Source organism: Acinetobacter lactucae (assembly GCF_001605885.1).
GTDB lineage: Bacteria > Pseudomonadota > Gammaproteobacteria > Pseudomonadales > Moraxellaceae > Acinetobacter > Acinetobacter lactucae.
In genome coordinates this window covers 1-22,775 of sequence record NZ_LRPE01000011.1, presented here as the reverse complement: position 1 = coordinate 22,775, position 22,775 = coordinate 1, and the positions used below count along the sequence as shown (strand labels likewise).

Annotated in this window: 17 protein-coding genes; 5 read left to right on the top strand and 12 right to left on the bottom strand. The window is 39.4% G+C overall.

All coding sequences use genetic code 11. From position 1 onward, the window contains the following. Positions 1-170 precede the first annotated feature (170 nt). The 3 genes from AWW73_RS05560 to AWW73_RS05550 are packed head-to-tail and all read right to left on the bottom strand — an operon-like array spanning position 171 to position 4,035. Positions 171-1,358, bottom strand: a complete 1,188-nt coding sequence (locus tag AWW73_RS05560) for an OprD family outer membrane porin (protein ID WP_062849015.1) — start codon at positions 1,356-1,358, stop codon at positions 171-173. 12 nt (positions 1,359-1,370) lie between these two features. Then, positions 1,371-2,324: a formylglycine-generating enzyme family protein gene (locus tag AWW73_RS05555; protein WP_081409514.1), complete on the bottom strand. Its 954-nt coding sequence runs from the start codon at positions 2,322-2,324 to the stop codon at positions 1,371-1,373. A gap of 25 nt (positions 2,325-2,349) precedes the next feature. Further along, positions 2,350-4,035, bottom strand: coding sequence for an arylsulfatase (locus AWW73_RS05550; RefSeq protein WP_061874800.1), 1,686 nt, complete (start codon positions 4,033-4,035; stop codon positions 2,350-2,352). 372 nt (positions 4,036-4,407) lie between these two features. On the opposite strand from AWW73_RS05550, the gene AWW73_RS05545 reads away from it, so the two are divergent. From AWW73_RS05545 to AWW73_RS05535, 3 genes are all read left to right on the top strand, one after another. After that, positions 4,408-5,754, top strand: a complete 1,347-nt coding sequence (locus AWW73_RS05545) for an MFS transporter (protein ID WP_062849013.1) — start codon at positions 4,408-4,410, stop codon at positions 5,752-5,754. Positions 5,755-5,785: 31 nt separating this feature from the next. Next, positions 5,786-7,066 carry an OprD family outer membrane porin gene (locus AWW73_RS05540; RefSeq protein WP_062849012.1) on the top strand — a complete coding sequence of 427 codons (1,281 nt, stop codon included), beginning with the start codon at positions 5,786-5,788 and terminating at the stop codon, positions 7,064-7,066. Positions 7,067-7,318: 252 nt separating this feature from the next. Next, complete coding sequence (locus AWW73_RS05535; RefSeq protein ID WP_062849011.1) at positions 7,319-9,517, top strand: OsmC domain/YcaO domain-containing protein; 2,199 nt, start codon at positions 7,319-7,321, stop codon at positions 9,515-9,517. A 63-nt stretch (positions 9,518-9,580) separates the two neighbouring features. Here AWW73_RS05535 and AWW73_RS05530 read toward each other — a convergent pair whose 3' ends face one another. The 4 genes from AWW73_RS05530 to AWW73_RS05515 form a co-directional block, all read right to left on the bottom strand. Beyond that, positions 9,581-11,251, bottom strand: a complete 1,671-nt coding sequence (locus tag AWW73_RS05530) for a GMC family oxidoreductase (protein ID WP_062849010.1) — start codon at positions 11,249-11,251, stop codon at positions 9,581-9,583. A 27-nt stretch (positions 11,252-11,278) separates the two neighbouring features. Beyond that, positions 11,279-12,172, bottom strand: a complete 894-nt coding sequence (locus AWW73_RS05525) for an alpha/beta hydrolase (RefSeq protein ID WP_062849009.1) — start codon at positions 12,170-12,172, stop codon at positions 11,279-11,281. A gap of 70 nt (positions 12,173-12,242) precedes the next feature. Next, on the bottom strand, positions 12,243-13,097 hold the full coding sequence (locus tag AWW73_RS05520; RefSeq protein ID WP_062849008.1) for an SDR family NAD(P)-dependent oxidoreductase: 855 nt from the start codon (positions 13,095-13,097) through the stop codon (positions 12,243-12,245). Between the two features lie 44 nt (positions 13,098-13,141). Beyond that, entirely contained in the window at positions 13,142-14,629 is a 1,488-nt protein-coding gene (locus AWW73_RS05515; protein ID WP_062849007.1) for a flavin-containing monooxygenase, read from the bottom strand. A 135-nt stretch (positions 14,630-14,764) separates the two neighbouring features. Between AWW73_RS05515 and AWW73_RS05510 the strand changes: the two genes are divergently transcribed. Beyond that, on the top strand, positions 14,765-15,778 hold the full coding sequence (locus AWW73_RS05510) for an AraC family transcriptional regulator (RefSeq protein ID WP_081409506.1): 1,014 nt from the start codon (positions 14,765-14,767) through the stop codon (positions 15,776-15,778). 10 nt (positions 15,779-15,788) lie between these two features. Here AWW73_RS05510 and AWW73_RS05505 read toward each other — a convergent pair whose 3' ends face one another. From AWW73_RS05505 to AWW73_RS05490, 4 genes are all read right to left on the bottom strand, one after another. Beyond that, a complete protein-coding gene (locus AWW73_RS05505) occupies positions 15,789-16,664 on the bottom strand; it encodes a class I SAM-dependent methyltransferase (RefSeq protein ID WP_062849005.1) in 876 nt (291 codons plus the stop codon). Between the two features lie 113 nt (positions 16,665-16,777). Then, complete coding sequence (locus AWW73_RS05500; protein WP_061874757.1) at positions 16,778-18,301, bottom strand: flavin-containing monooxygenase; 1,524 nt, start codon at positions 18,299-18,301, stop codon at positions 16,778-16,780. Between the two features lie 22 nt (positions 18,302-18,323). Beyond that, complete coding sequence (locus AWW73_RS05495; RefSeq protein WP_062849004.1) at positions 18,324-19,157, bottom strand: SDR family NAD(P)-dependent oxidoreductase; 834 nt, start codon at positions 19,155-19,157, stop codon at positions 18,324-18,326. Between the two features lie 65 nt (positions 19,158-19,222). After that, a complete protein-coding gene (locus AWW73_RS05490; protein ID WP_016141779.1) occupies positions 19,223-20,182 on the bottom strand; it encodes a metal-dependent hydrolase in 960 nt (319 codons plus the stop codon). Positions 20,183-20,706: 524 nt separating this feature from the next. Between AWW73_RS05490 and AWW73_RS05485 the strand changes: the two genes are divergently transcribed. Beyond that, on the top strand, positions 20,707-21,327 hold the full coding sequence (locus AWW73_RS05485) for a TetR/AcrR family transcriptional regulator (protein ID WP_062849003.1): 621 nt from the start codon (positions 20,707-20,709) through the stop codon (positions 21,325-21,327). 78 nt (positions 21,328-21,405) lie between these two features. Here the strand turns inward: AWW73_RS05485 and AWW73_RS05480 are convergent, their stop codons facing one another. Further along, positions 21,406-22,128: a pirin family protein gene (locus AWW73_RS05480; protein ID WP_062849002.1), complete on the bottom strand. Its 723-nt coding sequence runs from the start codon at positions 22,126-22,128 to the stop codon at positions 21,406-21,408. Positions 22,129-22,775 lie beyond the last annotated feature (647 nt).

Below are 22,775 nucleotides of genomic sequence, written 5' to 3'. Positions count from 1 at the left end.
AAGCAGTATATTTTTTTAAAAATATTGTTCTTTGAAATTGATGGAATTATATTATTGTGTTTACTAATAAGGGATTTTGTATTTATTTTGAATTTCAGGGGTGAAATTTTAATTGGTTTATTTTGGATCCATAATGGCTATGGTTGAGGCCATTATGGGAGTGTGAATATTTAGAAATTAACCGTGTAGTGAAGCATCATGCGCTGTTCATCCAGGCTTTTTCCATGTTTGGTATCGTAGTTAATATTTAAGAACAGGAATTTAAGATTTTTAATCCAAGCATTGAGATCATACTGAACCAGCACATCACTTTCTTGCTCAAAATCATTTTGTTTCATGGTCTGAAATGAATCGCCATAAATATATTTATAGGTCACTTTTAGACCCTTGATATAGTCTTTAAAGTCATATGAGGCAACGAAATGATAAGACTTTTCATCTGCTTTGGTAAACGCGCCTAAGGTCCAGTTCACCATATGCGGGATGGGCATATTGTCGAGTTTTGGAATACCATCTTTGCCAAAGTTTTCTTGGTAGCCAATTCCAGTTGTAAAGTTGCCATGTTTGATAAAATGCATGGCCCCTATAGACGTGTTGTCATATTCACCAAGCTTTGATTTCCCGACATCGTCGTGGCGAAACACACGTAATTTTGTGATGTGTTGCTTTGTCCATTGATAATCAAAAGCAAGGTAACTTTGATTGATGAGGTCGGTTAAGTAACCATTATAAAATTTCCAATGGTATCGAGGTGTTTTGCCATCCCATTGAAAAAAATAGAGTCCGTCAGACTCATATTTTGAAATGGCCAGTTTGTGGTAGTCCTCCTCATTTTTTGGGGAATAACGGTTAATCAAACCTAGCTCGAAATTTTGTTGCGTTGTCTTATATTTTAATTCCAAGCCTTTATAGTTCACGCGCAATTGATGTGTATCCACTTGTGGCGTAAGTGGTGAATCAGGTGTGATTTCACCTATATTCATCCGAAAGTTTTGATATTCAACTCCAGCACCTAAGCCATATTTAACTTGATCTTGTGCTTGTTTCTTAGTGTTAGGGTCAAAGGGTATGACCATATCATTGGTGTGTTGGTCGCTACTTAGGCGATAAGCATATTGAATGCTTGGATTGAGGTGTAGCTGGACCTCATTAAGTTTTGTTGTCCAGTCACCACGATAAATCAGACCTTGGCTCAAGCTATGAGTGTCGGGACTATTGCCATTTTCATATTGTCTGTCGAAGTTGAATGTTTTGAGTGTGAGTGTATTTTGAAAATTAACATCTATTTCGCTATGAGCGAAACAGCAGGCAAGGGTTGTCCCTGAGAATAAAATCCCATAAATAAAAATATGCTTCATTTTTAAATCCGTTTAAAAGCGTTTTACTGTTCTAAATCCGACATGGCTTGTGGCAAGGTCGAGTTCCTGTGGATGCCTCGCGGCAGCACGATAACGCGCGCAATAATTGGTTGCGCACAAATAAGATCCACCTTTAATGGTGTATTGCAAAATCTGTTCGTGACTTTGCCGATACTTCGACGGATCTCCCATATGATGATCTCGTGGGCCTGTATAGGATGTTTGCGTCCATTCCCATACATTGCCAATCAAGTCATATAAACCAAATGGGTTTTTACTAAAACAGCCAACAGGGGCAACATCCTTAAAACTATCTTCCTGAATATTTTTGTATGGAAATTCACCTTGCCAGAAGTTGGCTACAATATGTCCTTCATGAGTAGGGCCAATATCGGAGTTTTGCTGAAAACCTTTGGTTGCATATTCCCACTCAAGCTCGGTCGGTAAGTCGTGACCTAGCCAGTTTGCATAAGCGTAGGCATCATTCCATGTCACCATGCGAACGGGCTCGTGAGGCGCGGGTTGTTTTGGATTATTTAAACCCCATGGGTGTTTCCAATTGGCGCCTTTTTCAAATTTCCACCATTGTAGCTCTTCAACTTGATGATCTGGCTGTACAAACATTGCTGCACCACCTTGCTTTTCTGCATCGGTGACATAACCTGTTTGTTTAACAAACTCTTGAAATTGAGCATTGGTGACTTCAGTTGCATCAATTAAAAAAGCGGGTACTGAAGTTGCTTGTAAGTTTAATGGGCGTTCATCGTCATAACCTTGTGTGGTGCCTAAAACAATTTTTCCTTGCGGAAGCTTGACCATGCCGGCTTCTTTGTTTTTAGGCCAACCCGAAGGAAGGCCCGAATAAGAATTACATTTAGCTTTGCTGCCTAAGTCGGGCAAGGTGGTCTGTTCTAGTTGAGGCGTGGTTTTTTGGCATGCACAAAGTAAGAGGAGCGATGAAAGCATCATGATCTGTTTCATCTGGTTTTCCCTACTTTTTGTTGTATTGCTCAAAATCCACGACACCATTTTCATCGGCATATCTTAAATATTTATCGTTTAAGACTTTGGCGATCTCGCGATGTTCTGCGTAAACATTACGCTGCTCATTAAAATCTGTTTTTAAATTGTAGAGTTCCCAACCATGGCTTTTAAATTTAGAAGGTGAGTTTTCAACGAGTTTCCATTCATCAGTTTTGGCGTAGCGGCTGCCATGTAATTCTTTAAAGTCATAATAATTGACTGGTCGAATGCGGGCCTTATTGTTTTTAAAAGCAGGAATCAAGCTAAAGCCCGACGGTTTAATTTTAGTGCTTGAAGTTGGATAAATTTGATTATTTTGAATACCTGCTAGTTCCATAACAGTTGGGAAAATATCTCTAACTGTCGCAAAGTTATTGTTGATTCCACGTTGTTTAGAAATTTGCACAGGCGATTTAACAATAAATGGAACTCGCACACCGCCTTCTGAAGCAGCTGACTTCCAGTGAGTGAATGGTGTGCTGCTCACTTCGGCCCAGCGTGGGCCTATGTAAAGATATGAGCTCGCGTTGCCTATATTTTCATAGCGATTGTCAGCATCACCCATTGGGAAATTATGATCACCACCTTCAGCGCCGTTATCTGACATAAACACAATCAAAGTGTTGTCATATAAATGATGCTTTTTAAGATATTGAATGACATCACCCACGCGATCGTCTAACTGAGTGACCATGCCCGCATAAACTTCCATTTTACGCGCTTCGTATTTGCGCTCTTGTGGTGTGAGTTCATTCCAGCTTTTGGTACTTAAAGCTTGATTGCCACGCTCGACTGGGTATTCTGCATTTGCAGGAATTAATCCTAATTGCTTTTGCTTCTCAAAGCGTTGTTTGCGAATTGCATCGTAGCCTTGATCGTATTTGCCTTTATATAAGTCTCTATAATGAGCAGGTGCTTGTAGTGGCCAGTGTGGAGCGGTATAGGCTAGATAGGCAAAAAATGGTTTCTGCGCTTTATTTTTGTCTAAGTACTCAAAAGCTTTTTTTGTAAAAAAGTCGGTTGAATAGTAGTTGTCAGGCAGTGTGACCTTTTGACCATTTTCCGTGTATTGAGTGTTGCGCGGATAGTTCTTAGGTTGGTCTTTAAAGTGTAAATCGAAGCCATCGAGTAGAGCAAAAGATTGATCAAAACCACGGGCTTTAGGGTTTTGGTCGGAAGCATAGCCTAAGTGCCATTTACCGACCATGAAGGTGTAATAATCTTTAGTCTTTAAAATTTCTGCGAGTGTGTAAGCATTTTGCGTTAAGTGACCTGAATATCCATCAATTTTGAGTAGTGCGCGTGGGCTATCGGCTCCAACCAGTTTTTCTTGTCGTTTTGAAGTTTCATACATGGCACCTAAACCGACCAAGTGATTATCTGCACCCGTCATAAGCTGCGCACGAGTAGGTGAACACATTGATGAAGCATGAAAATTAAAAAGCATTTTTCCTTGCTTTAATAGGCTATCAATATGAGGAGTTTTAATCTCGCCACCATAAGCACCGATGTCTGAAAATCCAAGATCATCGGCCAAAATAATCATGATATTAGGTGGTTGTTGATTTTTTGGAGGTGCTGCTTGCGCTGTGTAAAACAATTGGCTGGCAAAAAAAAGTCCCAATGTAAGCTGGCTTACTCTTTTGAGTTTCATAACAACAATCCTTTGAAGTTTTAAAAATGCATCTTGCATTCCATGAAAATGAACTGAGCTTTTTTGGCTAAAAAATGCTCTGGAATCGATCATAATAGATTTTTTAATATGGATCCATAAAAATATTCAAGCATCCTAATTTTATGTTTTTAATAATTTTATACTTATATAATTTATGTGTTTATATACTTTTTAATAATCCATTTATAATTTTAGTTGATTTTTTGGATCCAAATATTCAGTATAGAAAAAGAGCAGGATGCTCAAAGAAGAAATATTCCTCTAGGTCATTATGGATACGGATATGCATAACCACCCAATCGCTCATATCAGCAATGTCGTGTGTATGTCTTATCCAAGGGAGATACACAAATGGAAAGAGACGTTCTAAGTGAGATCAATCAAAACAACATGAGCCGCTACCAATGGTTCGTCATTTTGATCTGTATTTGTCTCAATATTATTGATGGCTTTGACGTGATGGTAATGGCATTTACCGCTCCATCCGTGTCTGCGGAATGGTCACTTTCAGGCGCACAAATTGGTTTATTACTCAGTTCAGGCCTTTTTGGAATGGCTGCCGGTTCAATTTTTCTCGCACCTTTAGCCGATAAAATCGGCCGTCGTTTACTCATCTTAGTCTGTCTTGTGATTGCAGGTCTTAGCATGTTGGGCTGTGCTTTTGTACAAAACCACGGCATGTTAGCAGCACTTCGGTTTATTACCGGAATTGGGGTAGGTGGGATTCTTGCCAGCAGTAATGTGTTGGCGAGTGAATATGCCAATGCTCGTTGGCGTAGTCTCGCAGTGAGCTTAATGTCTACAGGTTATGGAATTGGCGCGACACTTGGTGGAGTGCTATCACTGGCTTTGATTGAACATTTAGGTTGGCGCTCAATCTTTTTAGCAGGTGGCGTTACTACCATTGCAATGCTGCTGATCAGCGCATGGTTATTACCAGAATCTTTAGATTATTTACTCGCGAAACGACCAAAACAGGCACTCGAACGGATTAACACAACGGTAAGTCGTATGGGGCTTAACCAACTGCCAGTTATGCCACGTTATGAAAAAATCAACACACAAAATGGTAGTGAACTGGGCAAGTTATTTGCAGGACAACAGGGATTTCAAACACTTTGTCTTTGGTTTGCATTCTTTTTAGTGATGTTTGGTTTTTACTTTGTCATGAGCTGGACACCAAAAATTCTTATTTCAATGGGGATGTCACCAGAGCAAGGTGTAAGTACCGGTATTTTAATTAGTATTGGTGGGATTTTTGGGGCAGCCATTATTGGTTTATTGGCATCACGTATGAAAATCTTCTATGCCTTAAGCCTGTTTTTAGGTCTAACGTCTGCATGTGTTTTCCTATTTGTCGCAGTCTCATCTCAAGTCAGCATTGCACTCATGGTGGGGTTATTGCTTGGCACACTTATTAATGGCTGTGTAGCAGGTTTATATTCTATTTCTCCAACAATTTATGATGCCGAAATTCGTAGTCGCGGTGTGGGCTATGCCATTGGTTTTGGACGAATTGGAGCAATTTTATCGCCAACGGTCGCAGGCATTTTTCTGGATAAAGGGATAGCACCCGCAACGCTGTATGCCTATTACGGTGTGGTCTTTATTTTGGCTATTTTCCTGATTTTAAGTTTGGGTAATGCTTTTTATCGAAGTAAGAAAGAGCAGAACTATTCGCTTAAAACAGCGCCTTAATCCATTAAAAATTAAATAGTTGAGATAAAAAATGAAAAAGACACCATTGTGGGTGGGGATATGCTTGTGCCCATTATTTAGTCAAGTTGTGCATGCCGAGTTTATTGCAGATAGTAAAGCTGAGCTGACACTACGTAATTTTTACTTTGACCGAGACTATAAAAAAGACCCATATCCCTATACAGCAGGTAGAGATTGGGCGCAGGGTTTAATTTTTAAAGGGCAGTCTGGTTATACCGAAGGGACAGTTGGTTTCGGAGTTGATGTACTGGCAATGGCGGGTTTTAACCTGATGGGAAGCCGTGCTGATGACTATGCGCGTAGTGGTCTATTACCAGTGAATACCGATAACTCGCGTGATGATTATTATGGAAAAATAGGTATTACAGGGAAGGCTAAATTTAGAAAAAATGAGCTTTTTGTGGGGGACTTGGTTCCGCAATTACCGACCATATTTTCATCGCCAGCGCGTTTGTTTCCGCAGACTTATCGTGGCATTCGCTTTGTTTCAAATGAAATTCCAAATCTTCAACTTGAAGGATTTTATGTCGACGAAGTGCGCCAACGTGATTCGATTCGTTATACCGATGTTGGAACGGACAATATCAACCATCGTTTCGACAAAGCGGCAACTACCGATTCTTTTTATACATTAGGTGGAAGTTATCAGTTAAAGGATTATCGTTTACGGGCTTATCATGCTGAACTCAAGGACATTTACCAGCAACAGTTTTTAGGTTTTAACGGGAAGCAGCCTTTAAATGATCAGCTTAATTTTTTAAGTGACGTGCGTTTTTTTAATAGTGAGGAAACAGGTAGTAAAAAAATAGGAGAAGTCGATAACCGACATGTGAGCGGTATATTTGGTTTGAACTATCAAAACCATACGGTTTCTTTGGGCTATATGCAGTCATTTGGCTCGACTGGTCTGCCTTTTTTGTCTGGAACAGAAAGTCCTGTTGTGCTTGATTTTATGAGTTCGGACTATTCAAATAAAGACGAAAAAGTCTATTCGATTCGTTATGAATATGACTTTAAAAATGCTCGAGTAGGTGATGTTTCATTAAACGGACTGCGCTTTATGAGTCGCTATGCAAAAGGCGAAGACATTGATTTGTTGCAATACGGCGATCAGCGTTTTAAAGAAGAGTCGATGGAATTTGATTTGGGTTATAAAATTCCTGAAGGTAAGTTAAAAGGTTTGGGAATGCGAGCCCGTTTTTCTCACTATCGCAACGATATGCCAAGTAATATGACATTTCATTCGACAAATGAAACGCGGTTAAATGTCGATTACACTTTTAAGTTTTAATGTTCAATATTTAACTAAATTCAAGACAAGTTAAAACATTGAGAGCAGCAATGTTTTAACTTTAGTTATCAACTGCACAAAATCCCTCTATAATACCGCCAATCTTATTAAAGCCAATTGAGTCGTTCATTAAACACATGGCTTTAATCTCTCATTTTTTTAAGTCAATTTCTTCGCTGTGATTCGGCTTATTTTTCAATATTTAGAATTTTATGTGTCTGTGCTGACACATAAAAATATTTAGGTGCCAGCATGGAAATCAAGGTTAATTATCTCGACAATCTTCGACAGGAAGCTAAGTTCGATGACTTTACGGTAATTGCCGATCAACCAATTCGCTACAAGGGTGACGGTTCGGCACCGGGCCCATTTGACTACTTTTTAGCATCGTCAGCATTGTGCGCAGCGTACTTTGTAAAAGTGTATTGTGCCGCTCGAGATATCCCAACCGATAATATTCGTTTATCGCAAAATAATATTGTTGATCCTGAAAACCGCTATAAGCAAACCTTTAAAATTCAAATTGAATTACCAGCTGATATTTCAGAGAAAGATCGCCAAGGGATTTTACGTTCGATTGACCGTTGTACTGTTAAAAAAGTGATTCAAACGGGTCCCGAATTTATTATTGAAGAAGTTGAAAGCATCGATGCAGATGCACAAGCATTGTTATTACCAAGCTTAACTTCAGAAAGCCATACTTATATTCAAGGTAAAGACCTGCCATTAGAAGAAACCATTGCCAATATGTCAGCTATTTTGGCAAATTTGGGCATGAAGATCGAAATCGCGTCTTGGCGTAATATTGTCCCAAATGTATGGTCATTACACATTCGTGATGCACAATCTCCGATGTGCTTTACCAATGGTAAAGGTGCAACTAAAGAAAGTGCTTTAGCTTCTGCATTAGGCGAGTTTATTGAGCGTTTAAACTGTAACTTCTTCTATAATGACCAGTTCTGGGGTGAAGAAATTGCCAATGCTGAATTTGTGCATTATCCAGATGAAAAATGGTTTAAACCGGGTCCAAATGGTGAATTACCTAAAGAAATCTTAGATGAATACTGTCTTGAGATTTACAACCCAGATGATGAGTTATTGGGCACACATTTATATGACACCAACTCAGGCAACGTAGAGCGTGGCATTTGCTCACTACCTTTTGTGCGCCAGTCTGACGGTGAAGTTGTCTATTTCCCATCAAATTTAATTGAAAATTTGTACTTAAGTAATGGTATGAGTGCAGGCAACACTTTGGCAGAAGCCCAAGTTCAATGCCTGTCAGAAATTTTTGAACGTGCTGTTAAACGTGAAATTTTAGAAGGTGAAATTGCGCTGCCGGATGTTCCTGAAGACGTATTAGCGAAATACCCAAGTATTGTTGCTGGTATTAAAGGTTTAGAAGAGCAAGGTTTCCCTGTATTAGTGAAAGATGCATCGTTAGGCGGTCAGTTCCCTGTAATGTGTGTAACTTTAATGAACCCACGTACGGGTGGAGTGTTTGCATCTTTCGGTGCGCATCCAAGTTTTGAAGTTGCGTTGGAACGTAGTCTGACTGAATTACTTCAAGGCCGTAGTTTTGAAGGCTTAAATGATTTACCTCAACCGACTTTCCAAAGTAATGCGGTCACTGAGCCGAACAACTTTGTTGAGCACTTTATTGACTCAAGTGGTTTGGTATCTTGGCGCTTCTTTAGTTCTAAATCTGACTATGACTTTGTTGAATGGGATTTTTCTGGTGAAGGCGAAGAGTCGAATGCAGAAGAAGCTGCAACATTGTTCGGTATTCTCGAAGAGATGGGCAAAGAAGTGTATATGGCAGTCTATGAGCACTTAGGTGCGACCGCTTGCCGTATTTTGGTACCGGATTATTCAGAAATTTATCTCGTTGAAGATTTGATTTGGGACAATACCAATAAAGCACTTTCATTCCGTGAAGATATTTTAAATCTGCATCGTTTGGATGATGAACAACTCGAAGCGTTGGTTGAGCGCTTAGAAGAATGTGAGCTAGATGATTACACTGAAATCACCACACTCATTGGCATCGAGTTTGATGACAATACAGTTTGGGGGCAGCTAACAATCTTAGAGCTGAAATTGCTGATTTATGTTGCTTTACAACAATTTGAAGAAGCAAAAGAGTTAGTCGAAACTTACTTGCAATATAACACCAACACCGTTGAGCGTGGCTTGTTCTATCAGTGCATGAATGTGGTGCTTGAAGTGATGTTAGATGAAGAATTAGAGCTCGAAGACTACCTGACTAATTTCCGCCGTATGTTTGGTGATACACGAATGGACGCGGTACTAGGTTCTGTCGATGGTAGCGTTCGTTTCTATGGTTTAACACCAACAAGCATGAAACTAGAAGGACTTGATCGTCATTTACGTCTGATCGAGAGCTATAAAAAATTGCATGCAGCTCGTGCTAAAGCCGTGGCGATGTAATTTAAAAAGCGAAAGAAAAAGCCTATTCTAAAATAGGCTTTTTTTATAAAACAAAATTCTAAATTAAGCAGAAGCTTTAATGATCTCTACGGTTTCTGCCTCTGCTATATGACCTTGTTGATCATCCAAAGTATGTTTAGCTGGAATATAAGACATTGCACGTTCTGCAAGAGCTGTAATGGTGAGACTTGGATTAACCCCCAAATTTGCACCTAACATTGAGCCATCTACAACATATAAGTTTTTATAGTTAAAGACACGGTTTTGTCCATCTACCACGCCACGCTCTGGACTGGAAGCAATTGCACAACCACCCATACAGTGGGCTGTAAAAGGCACGTTAAACAAAATTTCGGTAATGGTCGTCATTGGGTGACCATTAAACATTTTGGCAACTTTTTCGGTAAATGCATTGGCTTGCGGAATATAAACCGGTAGCTTTTTACCTTCGCTCGATAACACCTTACCAAAAGGCCAGAACCAATTACGTTTCAAGCGCATGTTAATTGAGGCATCAGCTGTTTGCATCACCAAGAAAATTAAGGTCTGACGCGCAAAACTGACAGGATTACTCATGCGAAGGAAAATAAATGGATGACAGATAAGTGCCCATAACCAAAAGAAGATACGTGTCCAACCCGGTTTGCCTTTAGCCATATAAGTGCACATAAGACCCATGGCATCTGAACCAGTTTGGTAGCGGGTCGCTTCAATGTGAGTGTCATGGTCAATGTAAATACTTGAACCAATGGCAACACCTTTACTCATGTCGACATCTTTACCAAAAAAGCGAACACCTAAAATCGACTCGGCATTAGTACGAACCCGATTACCCAAATCATCAGAAATATTTGGCAGAGAACCGGACTGCTTTAAGCGGAACAACATCTCTTGCGTGCCCAAAGACGATGCCGAAAAAATTACGTTACGAACATGCCATGTACGACGCTGTTTGTTAAACCATGAGCTTGAGCATTCGGTAGTGACTTCATAGCCATCGCTGCCATCGGCTTTACCATTGAGTGGTTTAACGTCAACAACTTTGGTTTCTTCATAAACCTTGGCACCATTTTTTTCAGCAAAGTACAAATAATTTTTATCTAAGGTATTTTTTGCGTTGTGTTTACAACCCGTCATACAGCCGCCACATGCGGTACAGGTTCCGCGGTCTGGACCTTCGCCGTTAAAATACGGGTCAGGGTAGGTCTTGCCACCTTGTTCACCTTCGGGGGGAAAAAACGTTGCAACACGAGTCGGTTTAAACGTATGCCCAACACCCACTGCATCGCCCATTTTTTTGAGCATATGGTCGGCTGGACCGAAGATTTTATTATCCGTCACCCCAAGCATACGTTCTGCTTCAGCATAGTGCTGTGGCATTTCATTTTTCCAGTCCGCTGCATCTGCCCATGTACCTTCATCCCAGATATGTTCAGGTGGAACCAGTAGGGTGTTTGCATAGGTAATTGAGCCACCACCTACAGCGTTCCCGCAAATAATGGTGACATGGCGAAAAAAACGCATGTTGAAATAACCGAAAAGTTTCATGCCTGGGCGCCAAATCCAGCGTTTTGTATTCCAGTTGTTTTTAGCAAAATCTTTAGCTTCCCAACGTCGCCCCATTTCCATTACAGCAACTGAATAGCCTTTTTCGGTTAGACGGCAAGCAGAAACACTACCACCAAAGCCTGAACCAATAATGAGGTAATCATAGTCATAATTGTTTGTTGTCATGCCGAGGACTCCTCTCTGGCGATATTTTTATATTGACTGTGTATGTTTATCAATGAATTGCCCAATGCGCTCAATCGAGTCATTAGATTCATTTAGTATACCCGCGTGGAACTGAAAAACATGTCCGACTCGGTCATAAACCTTCAAGTTCGTCGGAATGCCGTATTCTTCGGTTTGTTCAGCGAGCCGTTTTGCATCGTCTAATAAAACTTCTTCGGTACCGACATGAATCAAAATAGGCGGTAATCCACTTAAATCTGCATAGAGTGGAGAACAAGTTGGATCGATTAGCGATTTTTGGCCGCAGTAGTTTTTTGCACACCAAGCTAACCAATCTTCTGAAAGCATTGCATCTTGAGCAGTATGAGTTTTCATTGTGCTTCCAGAAAGGCTTAAGTCAACCCAAGGTGAAAGTAAAACTAAAGCCGCTGGCAAGGGTAACCCTGCATTCTTTATCGCAATTGCAGTACTTAAACTCAGTCCGCCGCCAGCAGAGTCGCCAGCGATCACGAGTTTTTCTGGGGCTTGTCCTTGAGCAAGTAAAGCTTTATAGACTGCAATGACATCTTCAATAGCAGCAGGACTTGCGTGTTCTGGGGCTAGGCGATATTCAGGTAACCAAACTTGTGCCTGAGCTGCGTGTCCGATTTGAGCAGCAAGTTTAGTGTGACTTTTTGAGCTGCCAACTACATAGCCACCACCATGTAAATACAAGATACCGAGCCCTGATTTAGTCGTTTTAGGCTGAATATGGACTGTCGGTACTTGAGCGATGGTTTGCTTTTTTGTTTTATAGCCACGTGGACCAAGCACAATAGCACTGGCTGCATCGCTACAAAAACGCTGAAGCTTTAATGGTGTTTTAGGGGATAAAGCTGGACGTAGCGTGGTACGAATAGTCCATGCAAGAAGCTGCTTCATAATAAGGACTCATACTAAGCCTAATATCAGTCAGCACCTCTCAAAATTAAGCGTATGCTGACCACTATTTTTATTTTGCTGATTTATTGAGTAGACGAGTTTGCAATGCCGTCGCAGTTGCAAAAATCTTTTGGTAACCCTGTGGAAGAATACGTTGAATGACATCAACGGCTTTCGCATCGGCTCCGATCAGTAAGCGGCGACGGTCTTTACGAACAGCTTCTAAAATTTGTTGAGCTGCATCGTCAGCGGGGGTGCGAAGTAATTTATCAAAAGCATCCTGACTTTTTAAAGGATCCATTCCTAAAGACTGGACACTATTATTCATGCGGGCAGCTTTGGCAATATTGGTACGAATACCACCCGGATGCACACAGGTCGCACTCACTCCAGCATTTTGTAGATCGAGTTCTTGGCGCAATGATTCAGTAAAGCCACGAACGGCAAATTTACTAGCATTATAAGCACTTTGAGTCGGTTGAGCTGTTAAGCCAAACATACTGGAAATATTAATAATATGCCCATCACCACTTTGCTTTAAGTAAGGTAAAAATTCTTTGGTGCCATAAACTACGCCCCAAAAATTAATCCCTATGAGCCATTCAAGATCTTCATAGCTCACACCTTCAGCCGTGCTACCAATTGCGACACCCGCATTGTTAAAAATTAAATTAACTTGACCATGTTCATCTACAACAGCTTTTGCCCAAGTTGCAACCTCATCACGTTTAGCGACATCAACTTTTTGAGTAGTCACTTTGATAGTATAGGGTGCTAACAGCTCGACTGTTTTGGCTAATCCAGCTTCACTGATATCGGAAAGTGCCAGATGGCAGCCTTGTTTGGCGAGTGCAATGGCAAGTGCTTGTCCAATTCCAGAACCTGCACCTGTCACAGCTGCGACTTTATTTTTAAAAGACTTCATAAAATTCTCCGTTTATTTTTCTCATTTCCTATGGTGAAGCTTGTTTAAGAAATAGCTGAAACCTGAGTGTAGTTTTCAACATCGAAGCGACGAGTACGTTGACGATATTCAAGAGTAAAACCTGGCCAGTTATTGGTATTTTTACCATCCGCAGTCTGATACCAACTGGTACAACCTTGCGCCCAGACAGTTTTTTTCATTTTTTCTTGAATGCTTTGATTAAACTCATGTTGAACTTCTGCACGAACATTGGTGAACAAAAGTTTGTTTTGTAGGGTTGTCTGAATAGCATCTAAAATATAATTCACTTGGCTTTCAATCATATAGACGATTGAGTTGTGCCCAAGATTAGTGTTTGGTCCATACAACATAAAGAAGTTTGGAAAGCCGCTCACAGTTAAGCCAAGATAAGCTTCTGCACCATCTTTCCATGTGTCTTTTAAGGTGCGGCCATCAAGACCTGTAATCTGCATTGGCGCCATAAATTCAGTTGCGGCAAAGCCTGTCCCGTAAATAATGGTATCGACTTCACGCAGATTTCCTTCCGTATCTAAAATACCGTTTTCGGTAATCTCTTGAATGCCTTTATTAATCACATCGACATGAGGTTGGGTCAGCGTTTCATACCAATGGTTAGAGATTAAAATACGCTTACAGCCAATTGGATAATCCGGCATTAAACGATGGCGTAACTTCCCATCTTTGACGACTTTACGAATGTGACGCTGGAATAAATATTCCACCAAAGGCATTTCATTGAGTGAAGTAGTAAAGGCCAGTAGGCGAATTTCATGATGACCATATTGCAAAGCTCGATCCAGACTTTGCAAAATTGGCAATTTACGGAAAGCCTTTTTCTCTAAAGGTTGGTAAACCCGATCTGGTTTAGGAATCACGTAGGGTGCAGAGCGTTGGTAAACATCGAGATGGGCAACCTGTTTTGCAATTTCAGGTACGAACTGAATTGCGCTTGCACCTGTACCGATTACCGCAACACGTTTGCCAGTTAAGTCATAGTCATGATCCCAACGCGCTGAGTGGAATGCTTTACCTTTAAAGTTTTCAATACCTTTAAGTTTTGGATAGGCAGGGCGGTTAAGCTGACCCACCGCACCGACTAAAAATTCAGCTTCAAACTGTTCACCAGTCGTACTTTGAATGTGCCATACGCCCTGTAGAGCATCAAATTCGGCACTGGCAATTTCAGTATTAAATTGAACATGCGGACGAATATCATATTTGTCGGCACAGTGGCGTAAATATTGATAAATCTCTTGAGATGTTCCGTAGCGATTTTTCCAGCCCAGCTCTTGTTCAAAAGAAAAAGAATACAGATGAGAAGGTACATCACATGCAGCACCAGGGTAAGTATTGTCACGCCATACACCGCCGACATCAGCAGCTTTTTCAAAGAGCGTAAATTGTTCAAAACCTGCTTGTTTGAGACGAATGGCAAGTCCTAGACCACCAAAACCAGTGCCAATAATGGCGATGCGTACATTTTTATTTGAATTAGACGACGAATTAAACATGGGCTGCTCTAAATCCTTAAAAACAGTGAGCGAAAAAATCGCAATTTCCTGTATGCAGAATAGACGTTTATTTGCTTGATTTAGAGGATGGATGAGGACAAAATATTGTGATTCGAGGACATTCTGAGCAATACAGTGAAGTATGCATGGGCTTTTGAACGCAGTGTACATAGTGTTCGGTTAATGGCTGATTTCGCGGTTGAATCAGGCGTTTCTTATCAAACGATTTTAAAAGGGACTGGACTTAGCCAACAACAATTACTTGACCCTAATATGGTGGTGACAGGCCATCAGGAATTACAGCTGATTCATAACTTGGTTGAGCAACTAGGAGGCAGACCGACATTAGGCTTAGAAGTGGGCATACGCTATCATTTCACCACATTTGGGCCATTAGGTATGGCTCTGATGAGTAGTGCTAGCATTCGTGAAGCACTGGATTTGGCTTTAACCTATTTTACTTTAACCTTTGCTTTTACCCGCTTTGATGTATCTGATACATCACAGGGAGTTCGCATCGAAATTGATGAGCAAGATATTCCCTTATCAGTGCGTCAATTCATTATTGAACGCGATGCCGCTGCACTCATTACGGTACAGCGAGATTTGGTGCAGGACAATTTTTGCCAGTATTTGGCTTTTTCTTTCCAACTCAAAGGTGATGGCGAGCCTTATCAGAACTTATTTGGTGTGATGCCAGAATTTGATGCAGCTAAAAGCTTTGTAATTCTTGATCCGCAAAAAGTAGATCAAAAGCTACTTATGGCAAATGATTTGATTTTACATACAGCCGAAGAACAGTGCCGTCAAATATTAGAGAAACGCCAATCACAAAATAAATTTACAACCTTAGTGCAACAGCAACTTATGAATGTGCGAGGGGAAATGCCTTCTATGGAAATAGTTGCTGATCGATTGCATTTAAATGCGCGTACCCTACGCCGTCATTTGGCATTAGAGGGAATGACTTTTATTCAAATTCGTGAAGAGGTCAGGCAAGTTCTAGCTGAGCAGTATTTGGCATTACCAAAAGTTTCGGTTGAGCAGATTGCCGAGTGGTTGGGTTATGCAGAAACAGCCAGTTTTATTCATGCTTATAAAAGATGGCATGGAAAAACACCTCATGCCATGCGCTTAAACAATCAATAATCAACATATTTTATTTTGCTAAACGCAAATGTAATAAACGCGTTGCTGAAGTGTGGCGAATTTCATCAATTCGCGCATTAAAATATCGTTCAGTAATGGCTTCACCTGAAAGATCTTCGACTACTTCAAATCCCATCTGCTCCACGGCTTGATGTAAATCTTTTGGTTTAAATTGACCTAATAAAGGTTCTTTCAGCAAATAGGTAAATTGTGCAACACCCATGCTTCCAAGTCGCTCAATACCGTTTAATTCCTGAAAATCAGTCGAATAGTCGAGTACAACTTCACTACCGTTTGCAGCAAATTCAGCAATACTCTTTAAAGTTTGCAAAGTGGTTTGAGGGTTTAAATAGTGTGTTGTGCCTAACCACGAAAAAAATGCAGGAGCGTTTGGCTCATAGAGGCTTCTAGTCAAAGCTTCCGAAATAGACTCTTTTTCAAAGTTAATCGCTACAAACTCAACGGTAGCAGGAATATTTCCTAGTTTTTTTAGCTTGGCCTGTTTGGCAGCTTGAGTATCAGGATGGTCCACTTCAAAAATTTTCAAAGTAGGGTAATGGTGTGATTCACGTAGTGCAAAAGAGTCTAGGCCAGCACCCACCAATACATATTGTTGAGTGTTCTGTTGAACTGCTAGATCAAGTAAATCTTCGGCATAACGAGAGCGTCCGACCACTTGTCCAGTAAGTAGACCTAAAGTACGGTTTAAAACCTTAGAATTCATGACTTTAACAATAAGTGAGCTAGAGAGAAGTTTTTTCCAGCCTTTACTGGTTAGTTCAAAAGCATAAGGATCTGAAAATACAGGGTTCTGTGTATTTTGAAAATGATTGGCCCGTAATGCAGCAGCAGCCTCGGCGGTACGACTTGATTGACCTTCTTTCATCTTTATCCTGTTTTTTTATTTCTTGAAGATATTCAACGAAGAAGGCAGTGTATTTCATGAAAGTCAAAAATACACTGCCTGTTTCTTACAACTGATTTGATTGAAATTACAAATTAGTGAGTCTTTGTCGTCTGATACGTCACTTCATAATCTTTCAAATCTACTTTTTTCAAACGTTGTTTCAGCTTTTTCAATGACCAAGGCCATGCGGCAAAGTTACGTCCGTTTGCATCAAGGTAGTAACTCTTACATCCGCCGCTATTAAATACGGTCGTTTGCAAGTGCTTTTGCACTAAATCGTTATGCTTTTTAACCACATCAGATTTAACATTTAATTTGCTAATTCCTTTGTTTTTAATTTTCAATAAGCCATCTACGATATAGTCTAACTGCGCTTCTGCTAGACCAATGAAAGAGTCATAGACCAATACGTTAGGGCCCAAAACTAAAAATGCATTTGGTACATTTTCAATGTTGGTACCCAAGTAAGCCTCTGGTGAGCTATCTTTCCATATATCTTGTAAACATTGACCTTTTTCATTATGGACACGTTTACCAATTGGCGGGTGAGATACTTCAAAGCCTGTACCCCAAATAATCACATCAACTTCATGGCGTTCACCATTAGCAGCAACCACCGTATTGCCTTCAACTTTAACTAAGCCATGAGGAATCAGGGTGGTGTTTGGTGCTTGTAGCGCAGGGTAGTAATTGTTAGCAAACAAAATACGTTTACAACCAATATCAAAGTTTGGCGTTACGTTTTTACGTAGCACAGGGTCATTAATTTGCAATTTAAGTAATTGCTTACCCAAAACATTTACTGGTTTTAGTGCAAGTGGGTTACGTAAACCAAAGTTAATTGCATTTAGCGTTAACGCTACACTTTTACGCCAGCTCGCCTGAATAGCCGGATATTTAGCAATGACTGATTTACTAAACTCGCCCAAATCGGTATCTGGTTTTGGTAGTACCCAAGGTGCTGTACGTTGGAATACAAAAAGCTCTTTCGCTTTTGGTTGAATTTGTGGCACAAACTGAATAGCAGATGCACCAGTACCAATCACGGCAATGCGTTTACCAGTTAGGTCGTAATCATGATTCCATTTTGCTGAATGGAACATTTCACCTTTAAATGTTTCTAAGCCTTCAAGACGTGGAATTTGAGCTTCGGTAATTGGACCTGTGGCAAAAATAACGGTTTTAGACAAATATTGACCAGTTGTGGTATCCAATACCCACACGTGACGTGAGTCATCCCATGCCGCATTCAGCAATTCATTATTAAATTCGATTTTAGAGGTAACATTAAATTCGTTACTCACATCTTCCAGATAACTTAAGATTTCTGGTTGGCGTGCAAATAAATGGCTCCATTTTGCACTTGGTGCAAATGAGTAAGAATAAAGAGCAGAAGGTACATCACATCCACAACCTGGGTAGGTATTTTCACGCCATGTTCCGCCCACGCGGCTAGCTTTTTCAATAATCTTATAATTGGTATAACCAACTTGATCTAGGCGAATGGCAGCAGCGATCCCTGAAATGCCCGCACCCACAATAAAAGTATCGAAAATATGGCTTGGTGATTTGACAGCTTTTTTTGCTGAAGCATTTGTTTTCATTTGCGCAGTCATATGTGTACTACCTATAAATTTCTTATTTAAATAATTTGTACGATGTACCAAGGAACTTGGTATACAAGCTTGGAGATGCACGTTTCATGAGCCAGAATAACTTCGCATCAATTTGAGGAATGGTATAAAGCTCATCTTGATCAAGGCGATTAAGCGTTAATCTTGCAACATCATCACTTGTCGTTAAGGCATAGTTCATGAGTGCATGGTCTGCAAGCTTTGAATAGCGTCCAGGAATTCGACCATTTTTAATGATATTGGTGGGTACCAGTGTTGGGCAGAGTACATTCACTTTAATATTAAACTTACACAGTTCAGCAGAAAGCGTTTCTGAAAGCGCGCGTACACCCGCTTTAGTCACGTTATAAGCAGTCATTTCTGGTGCAGCCGTATACGATGCCGCAGATGCCACATTAATAATCGCGCCGTAACCTAACTTTTTAAACTTTGGAACAAAGGCATGACAACCGTGAATGACACCCCAAAGGTTAATATTCATGACCCAGTTCCAGTCTTCTAGACTGAGTTCATCAAATTTACCACCTAAACCTACACCCGCATTATTAATGATGAGTGTTACTGGATGATCAAGTAACTGTTCTGCTTGATCAGCCAAAGCCTGAACTTGTTCTGCTTGCCCCACATCACATTTTACAGCAAATGCTTTTTGTCCTAACTGTTCAATTAACTTTACGGTTTCTTCAGCAGCTTCCAGATTAATATCTGCACACACTACGTTGCCACCACGTTTTGCCAGTTCAACTGCAAAACTTCTACCAATCCCACTGCCTGCACCCGTCACTACGGCATAAGCTTTTTGGCTTGGTTTAACTTTCTTTTTGCCAAATAAAATCATGATTCATCCATAAATAGCTTGAAGAGATACCAGCTATCTATTTGATAGCTGGAAATGCAGGACGATTAAGACATGCGTACTGGTGGGGTAAATTCTTTAACAAAGTAAGGAGCTATTGCACCGCCTTCGGTCAGCAATTTCTTTTTGTAATACTCAAGATATTCAGTTGTATCATGATCATTCGGATGAAAGTCTGGACGTAAGTAGTCAAGAATTTGACCAATCGTACTACCGAAAACCCCATCTTTTGGACCAAAGATTAAGCCTACACCGCGGCGAGCATCTTTCCAGAATTTTAAAGTCAGCATCTCTTGCGGCTTTCTTAATACTGGCACAAATAACGTAGTGGCTGGGATTAAACCTAAAATGGTAAATAGCGCAAGGAAGAAACCAGATGCGCGCAGTGGATAGCTACCATTTAAAAGTTGATAGACATCGTAGGCAATATCTTTATGTTCAGATTCTTCAAGCATGTGCCACATCCACAACGCACGGCTTTTTGCATCATCTGAATAATAGAAGTTCTTTTCATGCTTCATCATGTATTCAGCAAGTACAGCCGTAAAATGCTCAATACCCGCCATCATTGATAATTTGAGTGGTTGTGGAAACTTTAAGAAAACATATTTAAAGAAGTTCGAGCCAAGAAAACGATAGAGCGCAACAGGATATTCGGCATCTTGAAGGGCATCGTTATATTCATTGTGCAATTTTGAATGAATTGCCTCTTGGCCAATCAGCGAAGTAACGCGCTGTTTTAAAATTGGATCTTTAATAAATTCGCGGTGATGACGAGCGGTTTCAATCACTAGATCTTCACCATAGGTTAAAAACACCGAAAGTGTGGCAAAAAACAAAGTAGCAAATTGGTTGTCCATATAGAATCTAACATCAATTTCCTTACCATCAAAACCAATATTTAAATGACGAATTGGAATTGAACTTTTGCTAGCAAAATCGGGTAACTCAATTTCACGCTGAAATGTAAGTTTTTTGAATGATTTTTTAACTGCGGTCGAGATCATGGCTACACCCTGAGGCAAAGTAGTGGTGCATTTTGATGAAAATCAATAAACTCAATGATCAACAAAGCACTATAAATTTCCATTTTCAAAAACAGATGATTCTCTGCATTGACTACGGTGTTGTTGCTCCGTTATTTGTTTGATTATTTGGCTGAATAACGGAAAGAAGAGCCGATATAGACAAGAGCTACTTAATGAGTCTTCTTTAATTTTTTCATATTAATCTGACATTATGTTCGGATTCAATTCGGGTAACTTCTTAAATATCTAAAAGTATTTTAGAAACATTTATTGCAATAAATTTTTTAATTAATTTGGTTTTATATAGTTGAAAAATAATAATTTAAATTTTTGTTTTTCTCAGAAATTAATAAATTAAACTATGTATTAATTGAGAGATTAAGCTCTAATTTTCTGAACTTTTCCACTTAAGTTTGACAACTATTCGGATTTTGTTTTTTTATTTCTAACGAGTCAAATTACATGCTAATCTGACTTTATGTTCGGATTATTAATTAGATCGTATGACTACGCGTAAACCTCGTCAAACTCGAGCCAAAGTCACTGTCGACACGATTATTGAAGCAGGTTTTATTGTAGTGGCACTTCATGGGCCGAGTGGTACTACAACACGTCATATTGCAGAGATTGCAGGGGTGAGTGTCGGGTCTTTATACGAATATTTTAAAAATAAAGAAGAAATTTATGATGCGATGAATCACTTTTTTGTTCGGGAAATTCTGGACATGATTACAGAGCTTACACCGACGATTTTACAGTTGGAGTTAGAACCTGTTATTGAAATGATTTTTTATACTTTTAGTGATTTATTAAAGAAAAATAACGACCGCTATTTGACTGTTTTGCGCTATGCAGGAGAGTTACAGTACGACAAATATATTCCCAAAATTGAACAGGCTTTAATGGAAGTCATCATGAAATATATGATGCATAATCCTAAATACTTAAAAATCAATAATTTGCCTGTAATTACCTATATCTGTATTAATAGTGGAATTTTTAACGTCGCGCGGCATCTTATTTTGCCAAACCCTTATATTAGTTTTGACGAAATGGTACAGGGATTAACGACTATGATTATGAGCTATATCAATACAGAGATGGCGCGTTCAGAAGAGCATTGAGCAGAGATAGAATTCTTATAAGTCCAAGTAACGATAAAAAGCCCCCACATAAAAGTTTATATGAGGGCTTGATTGATCTTATGGCATGGTTGGAACTTCTTCTGGGCGCATATCGAAAATCAAAATTTCGGCATGATCACCATTGGTAAACGATAAGCTGCTACCTTCACGAATACGTGCCGCATCGCCAGTGTTAAAGGTTTTACCATTTACATCGACACGACCTTTAGCAACATGTAGGTAAACATATCGACCGTCAGGAATCACAAATTCAGCAGTTTCTTCACCATCAAAAAGACCTGAGTAAATATTAATGTCTTGTTTGATCGACAAAGTTTTTTCACCACCTTTCGGTGAAATGATCAAATGCAATTTACCGCGTTTGTCTGCTTCATCAATATGGACTTGTTGATAGCCCGGCTCTGTATTCACTTCATTTGGAACAACCCAAATTTGCAAGAAATGAACGCCTTCTTGAGCTGAATGGTTAAATTCACTATGAGCAACACCACGACCTGCACTCATCAGCTGAATGTCACCAGGCACAATCACAGAGCCTGTACCCATCGAGTCTTTATGCTCTAATGCACCTTCAAGCACATAGGAAATAATTTCCATATTACGATGAGGATGGGTACCAAAGCCTTTAGATGGAGCAACGTTATCATCATTAATTACAAGTAGGTCTGAAAAACCGACTTGTTTAGGATCCCAATAGTTAGCAAATGAAAAGCTATGTTTTGATTGTAACCAACCATGATGTGCTGCACCACGCTCGTGAGATAAACGCATATCAAACATGATGTATTCTCCTGATTTAATTTTTTATCTAAGTGCATTTTATCGTAGCGTTTATGGGAATAAATCTCTGAAAATGGAAAGCTTGGTGCGATTTATAGAACGATAAAACTTGGACATAATTTTGCTAATCAACCAATAGCATTAATGAAGAAAAATATTTTTAAATAAGATGAAGATTTCATTGAGATGAATTTTTATTTTGAAAGCTAAACATGAAACATAGAAAATTAGTCGCTAAAGAAACAATTTTAAAGAAAAGTACATTAACGAAAATAGCTCCTTTTATTTAATTTAAAGCTTAGCAAATAAAAACAAATTTCAAGCCGTATACACATTTGTCTATGCTCTATCTTTAAAATAACTTAAGAGTTAAAACCGATAAAAAGATAATATTAAAAATAACTAAAATAAGCTCTTATTAAATAAAGTTACTTTTCAATGTAAAAGTTTAGTATTTATTAGGGTTTTTAATGATATTTTTAAAATAACTTTTATTTTCAATAATTTGAATAAGATTGTATTATTGTAAGTAAATGTGAAAATATTCACAAAGCTATAATTTTTTGTTAAGATCATTAACATTAAAAACATAGAGATAATAATAATGATCAATAAAGTATTAATAGTGTTGTGTGTAAGTATTGTCT

Coding starts and splice junctions, on each gene's coding strand:
- AWW73_RS05495 (WP_062849004.1), bottom strand. CDS start 19,157: ATGATTTTATTTGGCAAAAAGAAAGTTAAACCAAGCCAAAAAGCTTAT.
- AWW73_RS05480 (WP_062849002.1), bottom strand. CDS start 22,128: ATGTTTGATATGCGTTTATCTCACGAGCGTGGTGCAGCACATCATGGT.
- AWW73_RS05555 (WP_081409514.1), bottom strand. CDS start 2,324: ATGCTTTCATCGCTCCTCTTACTTTGTGCATGCCAAAAAACCACGCCT.
- AWW73_RS05540 (WP_062849012.1), top strand. CDS start 5,786: ATGAAAAAGACACCATTGTGGGTGGGGATATGCTTGTGCCCATTATTT.
- AWW73_RS05520 (WP_062849008.1), bottom strand. CDS start 13,097: ATGAAGTCTTTTAAAAATAAAGTCGCAGCTGTGACAGGTGCAGGTTCT.
- AWW73_RS05530 (WP_062849010.1), bottom strand. CDS start 11,251: ATGACAACAAACAATTATGACTATGATTACCTCATTATTGGTTCAGGC.
- AWW73_RS05505 (WP_062849005.1), bottom strand. CDS start 16,664: ATGAAAGAAGGTCAATCAAGTCGTACCGCCGAGGCTGCTGCTGCATTA.
- AWW73_RS05525 (WP_062849009.1), bottom strand. CDS start 12,172: ATGAAGCAGCTTCTTGCATGGACTATTCGTACCACGCTACGTCCAGCT.
- AWW73_RS05500 (WP_061874757.1), bottom strand. CDS start 18,301: ATGACTGCGCAAATGAAAACAAATGCTTCAGCAAAAAAAGCTGTCAAA.
- AWW73_RS05550 (WP_061874800.1), bottom strand. CDS start 4,035: ATGAAACTCAAAAGAGTAAGCCAGCTTACATTGGGACTTTTTTTTGCC.
- AWW73_RS05485 (WP_062849003.1), top strand. CDS start 20,707: ATGACTACGCGTAAACCTCGTCAAACTCGAGCCAAAGTCACTGTCGAC.
- AWW73_RS05515 (WP_062849007.1), bottom strand. CDS start 14,629: ATGTTTAATTCGTCGTCTAATTCAAATAAAAATGTACGCATCGCCATT.
- AWW73_RS05560 (WP_062849015.1), bottom strand. CDS start 1,358: ATGAAGCATATTTTTATTTATGGGATTTTATTCTCAGGGACAACCCTT.
- AWW73_RS05490 (WP_016141779.1), bottom strand. CDS start 20,182: ATGATCTCGACCGCAGTTAAAAAATCATTCAAAAAACTTACATTTCAG.
- AWW73_RS05545 (WP_062849013.1), top strand. CDS start 4,408: ATGGAAAGAGACGTTCTAAGTGAGATCAATCAAAACAACATGAGCCGC.
- AWW73_RS05535 (WP_062849011.1), top strand. CDS start 7,319: ATGGAAATCAAGGTTAATTATCTCGACAATCTTCGACAGGAAGCTAAG.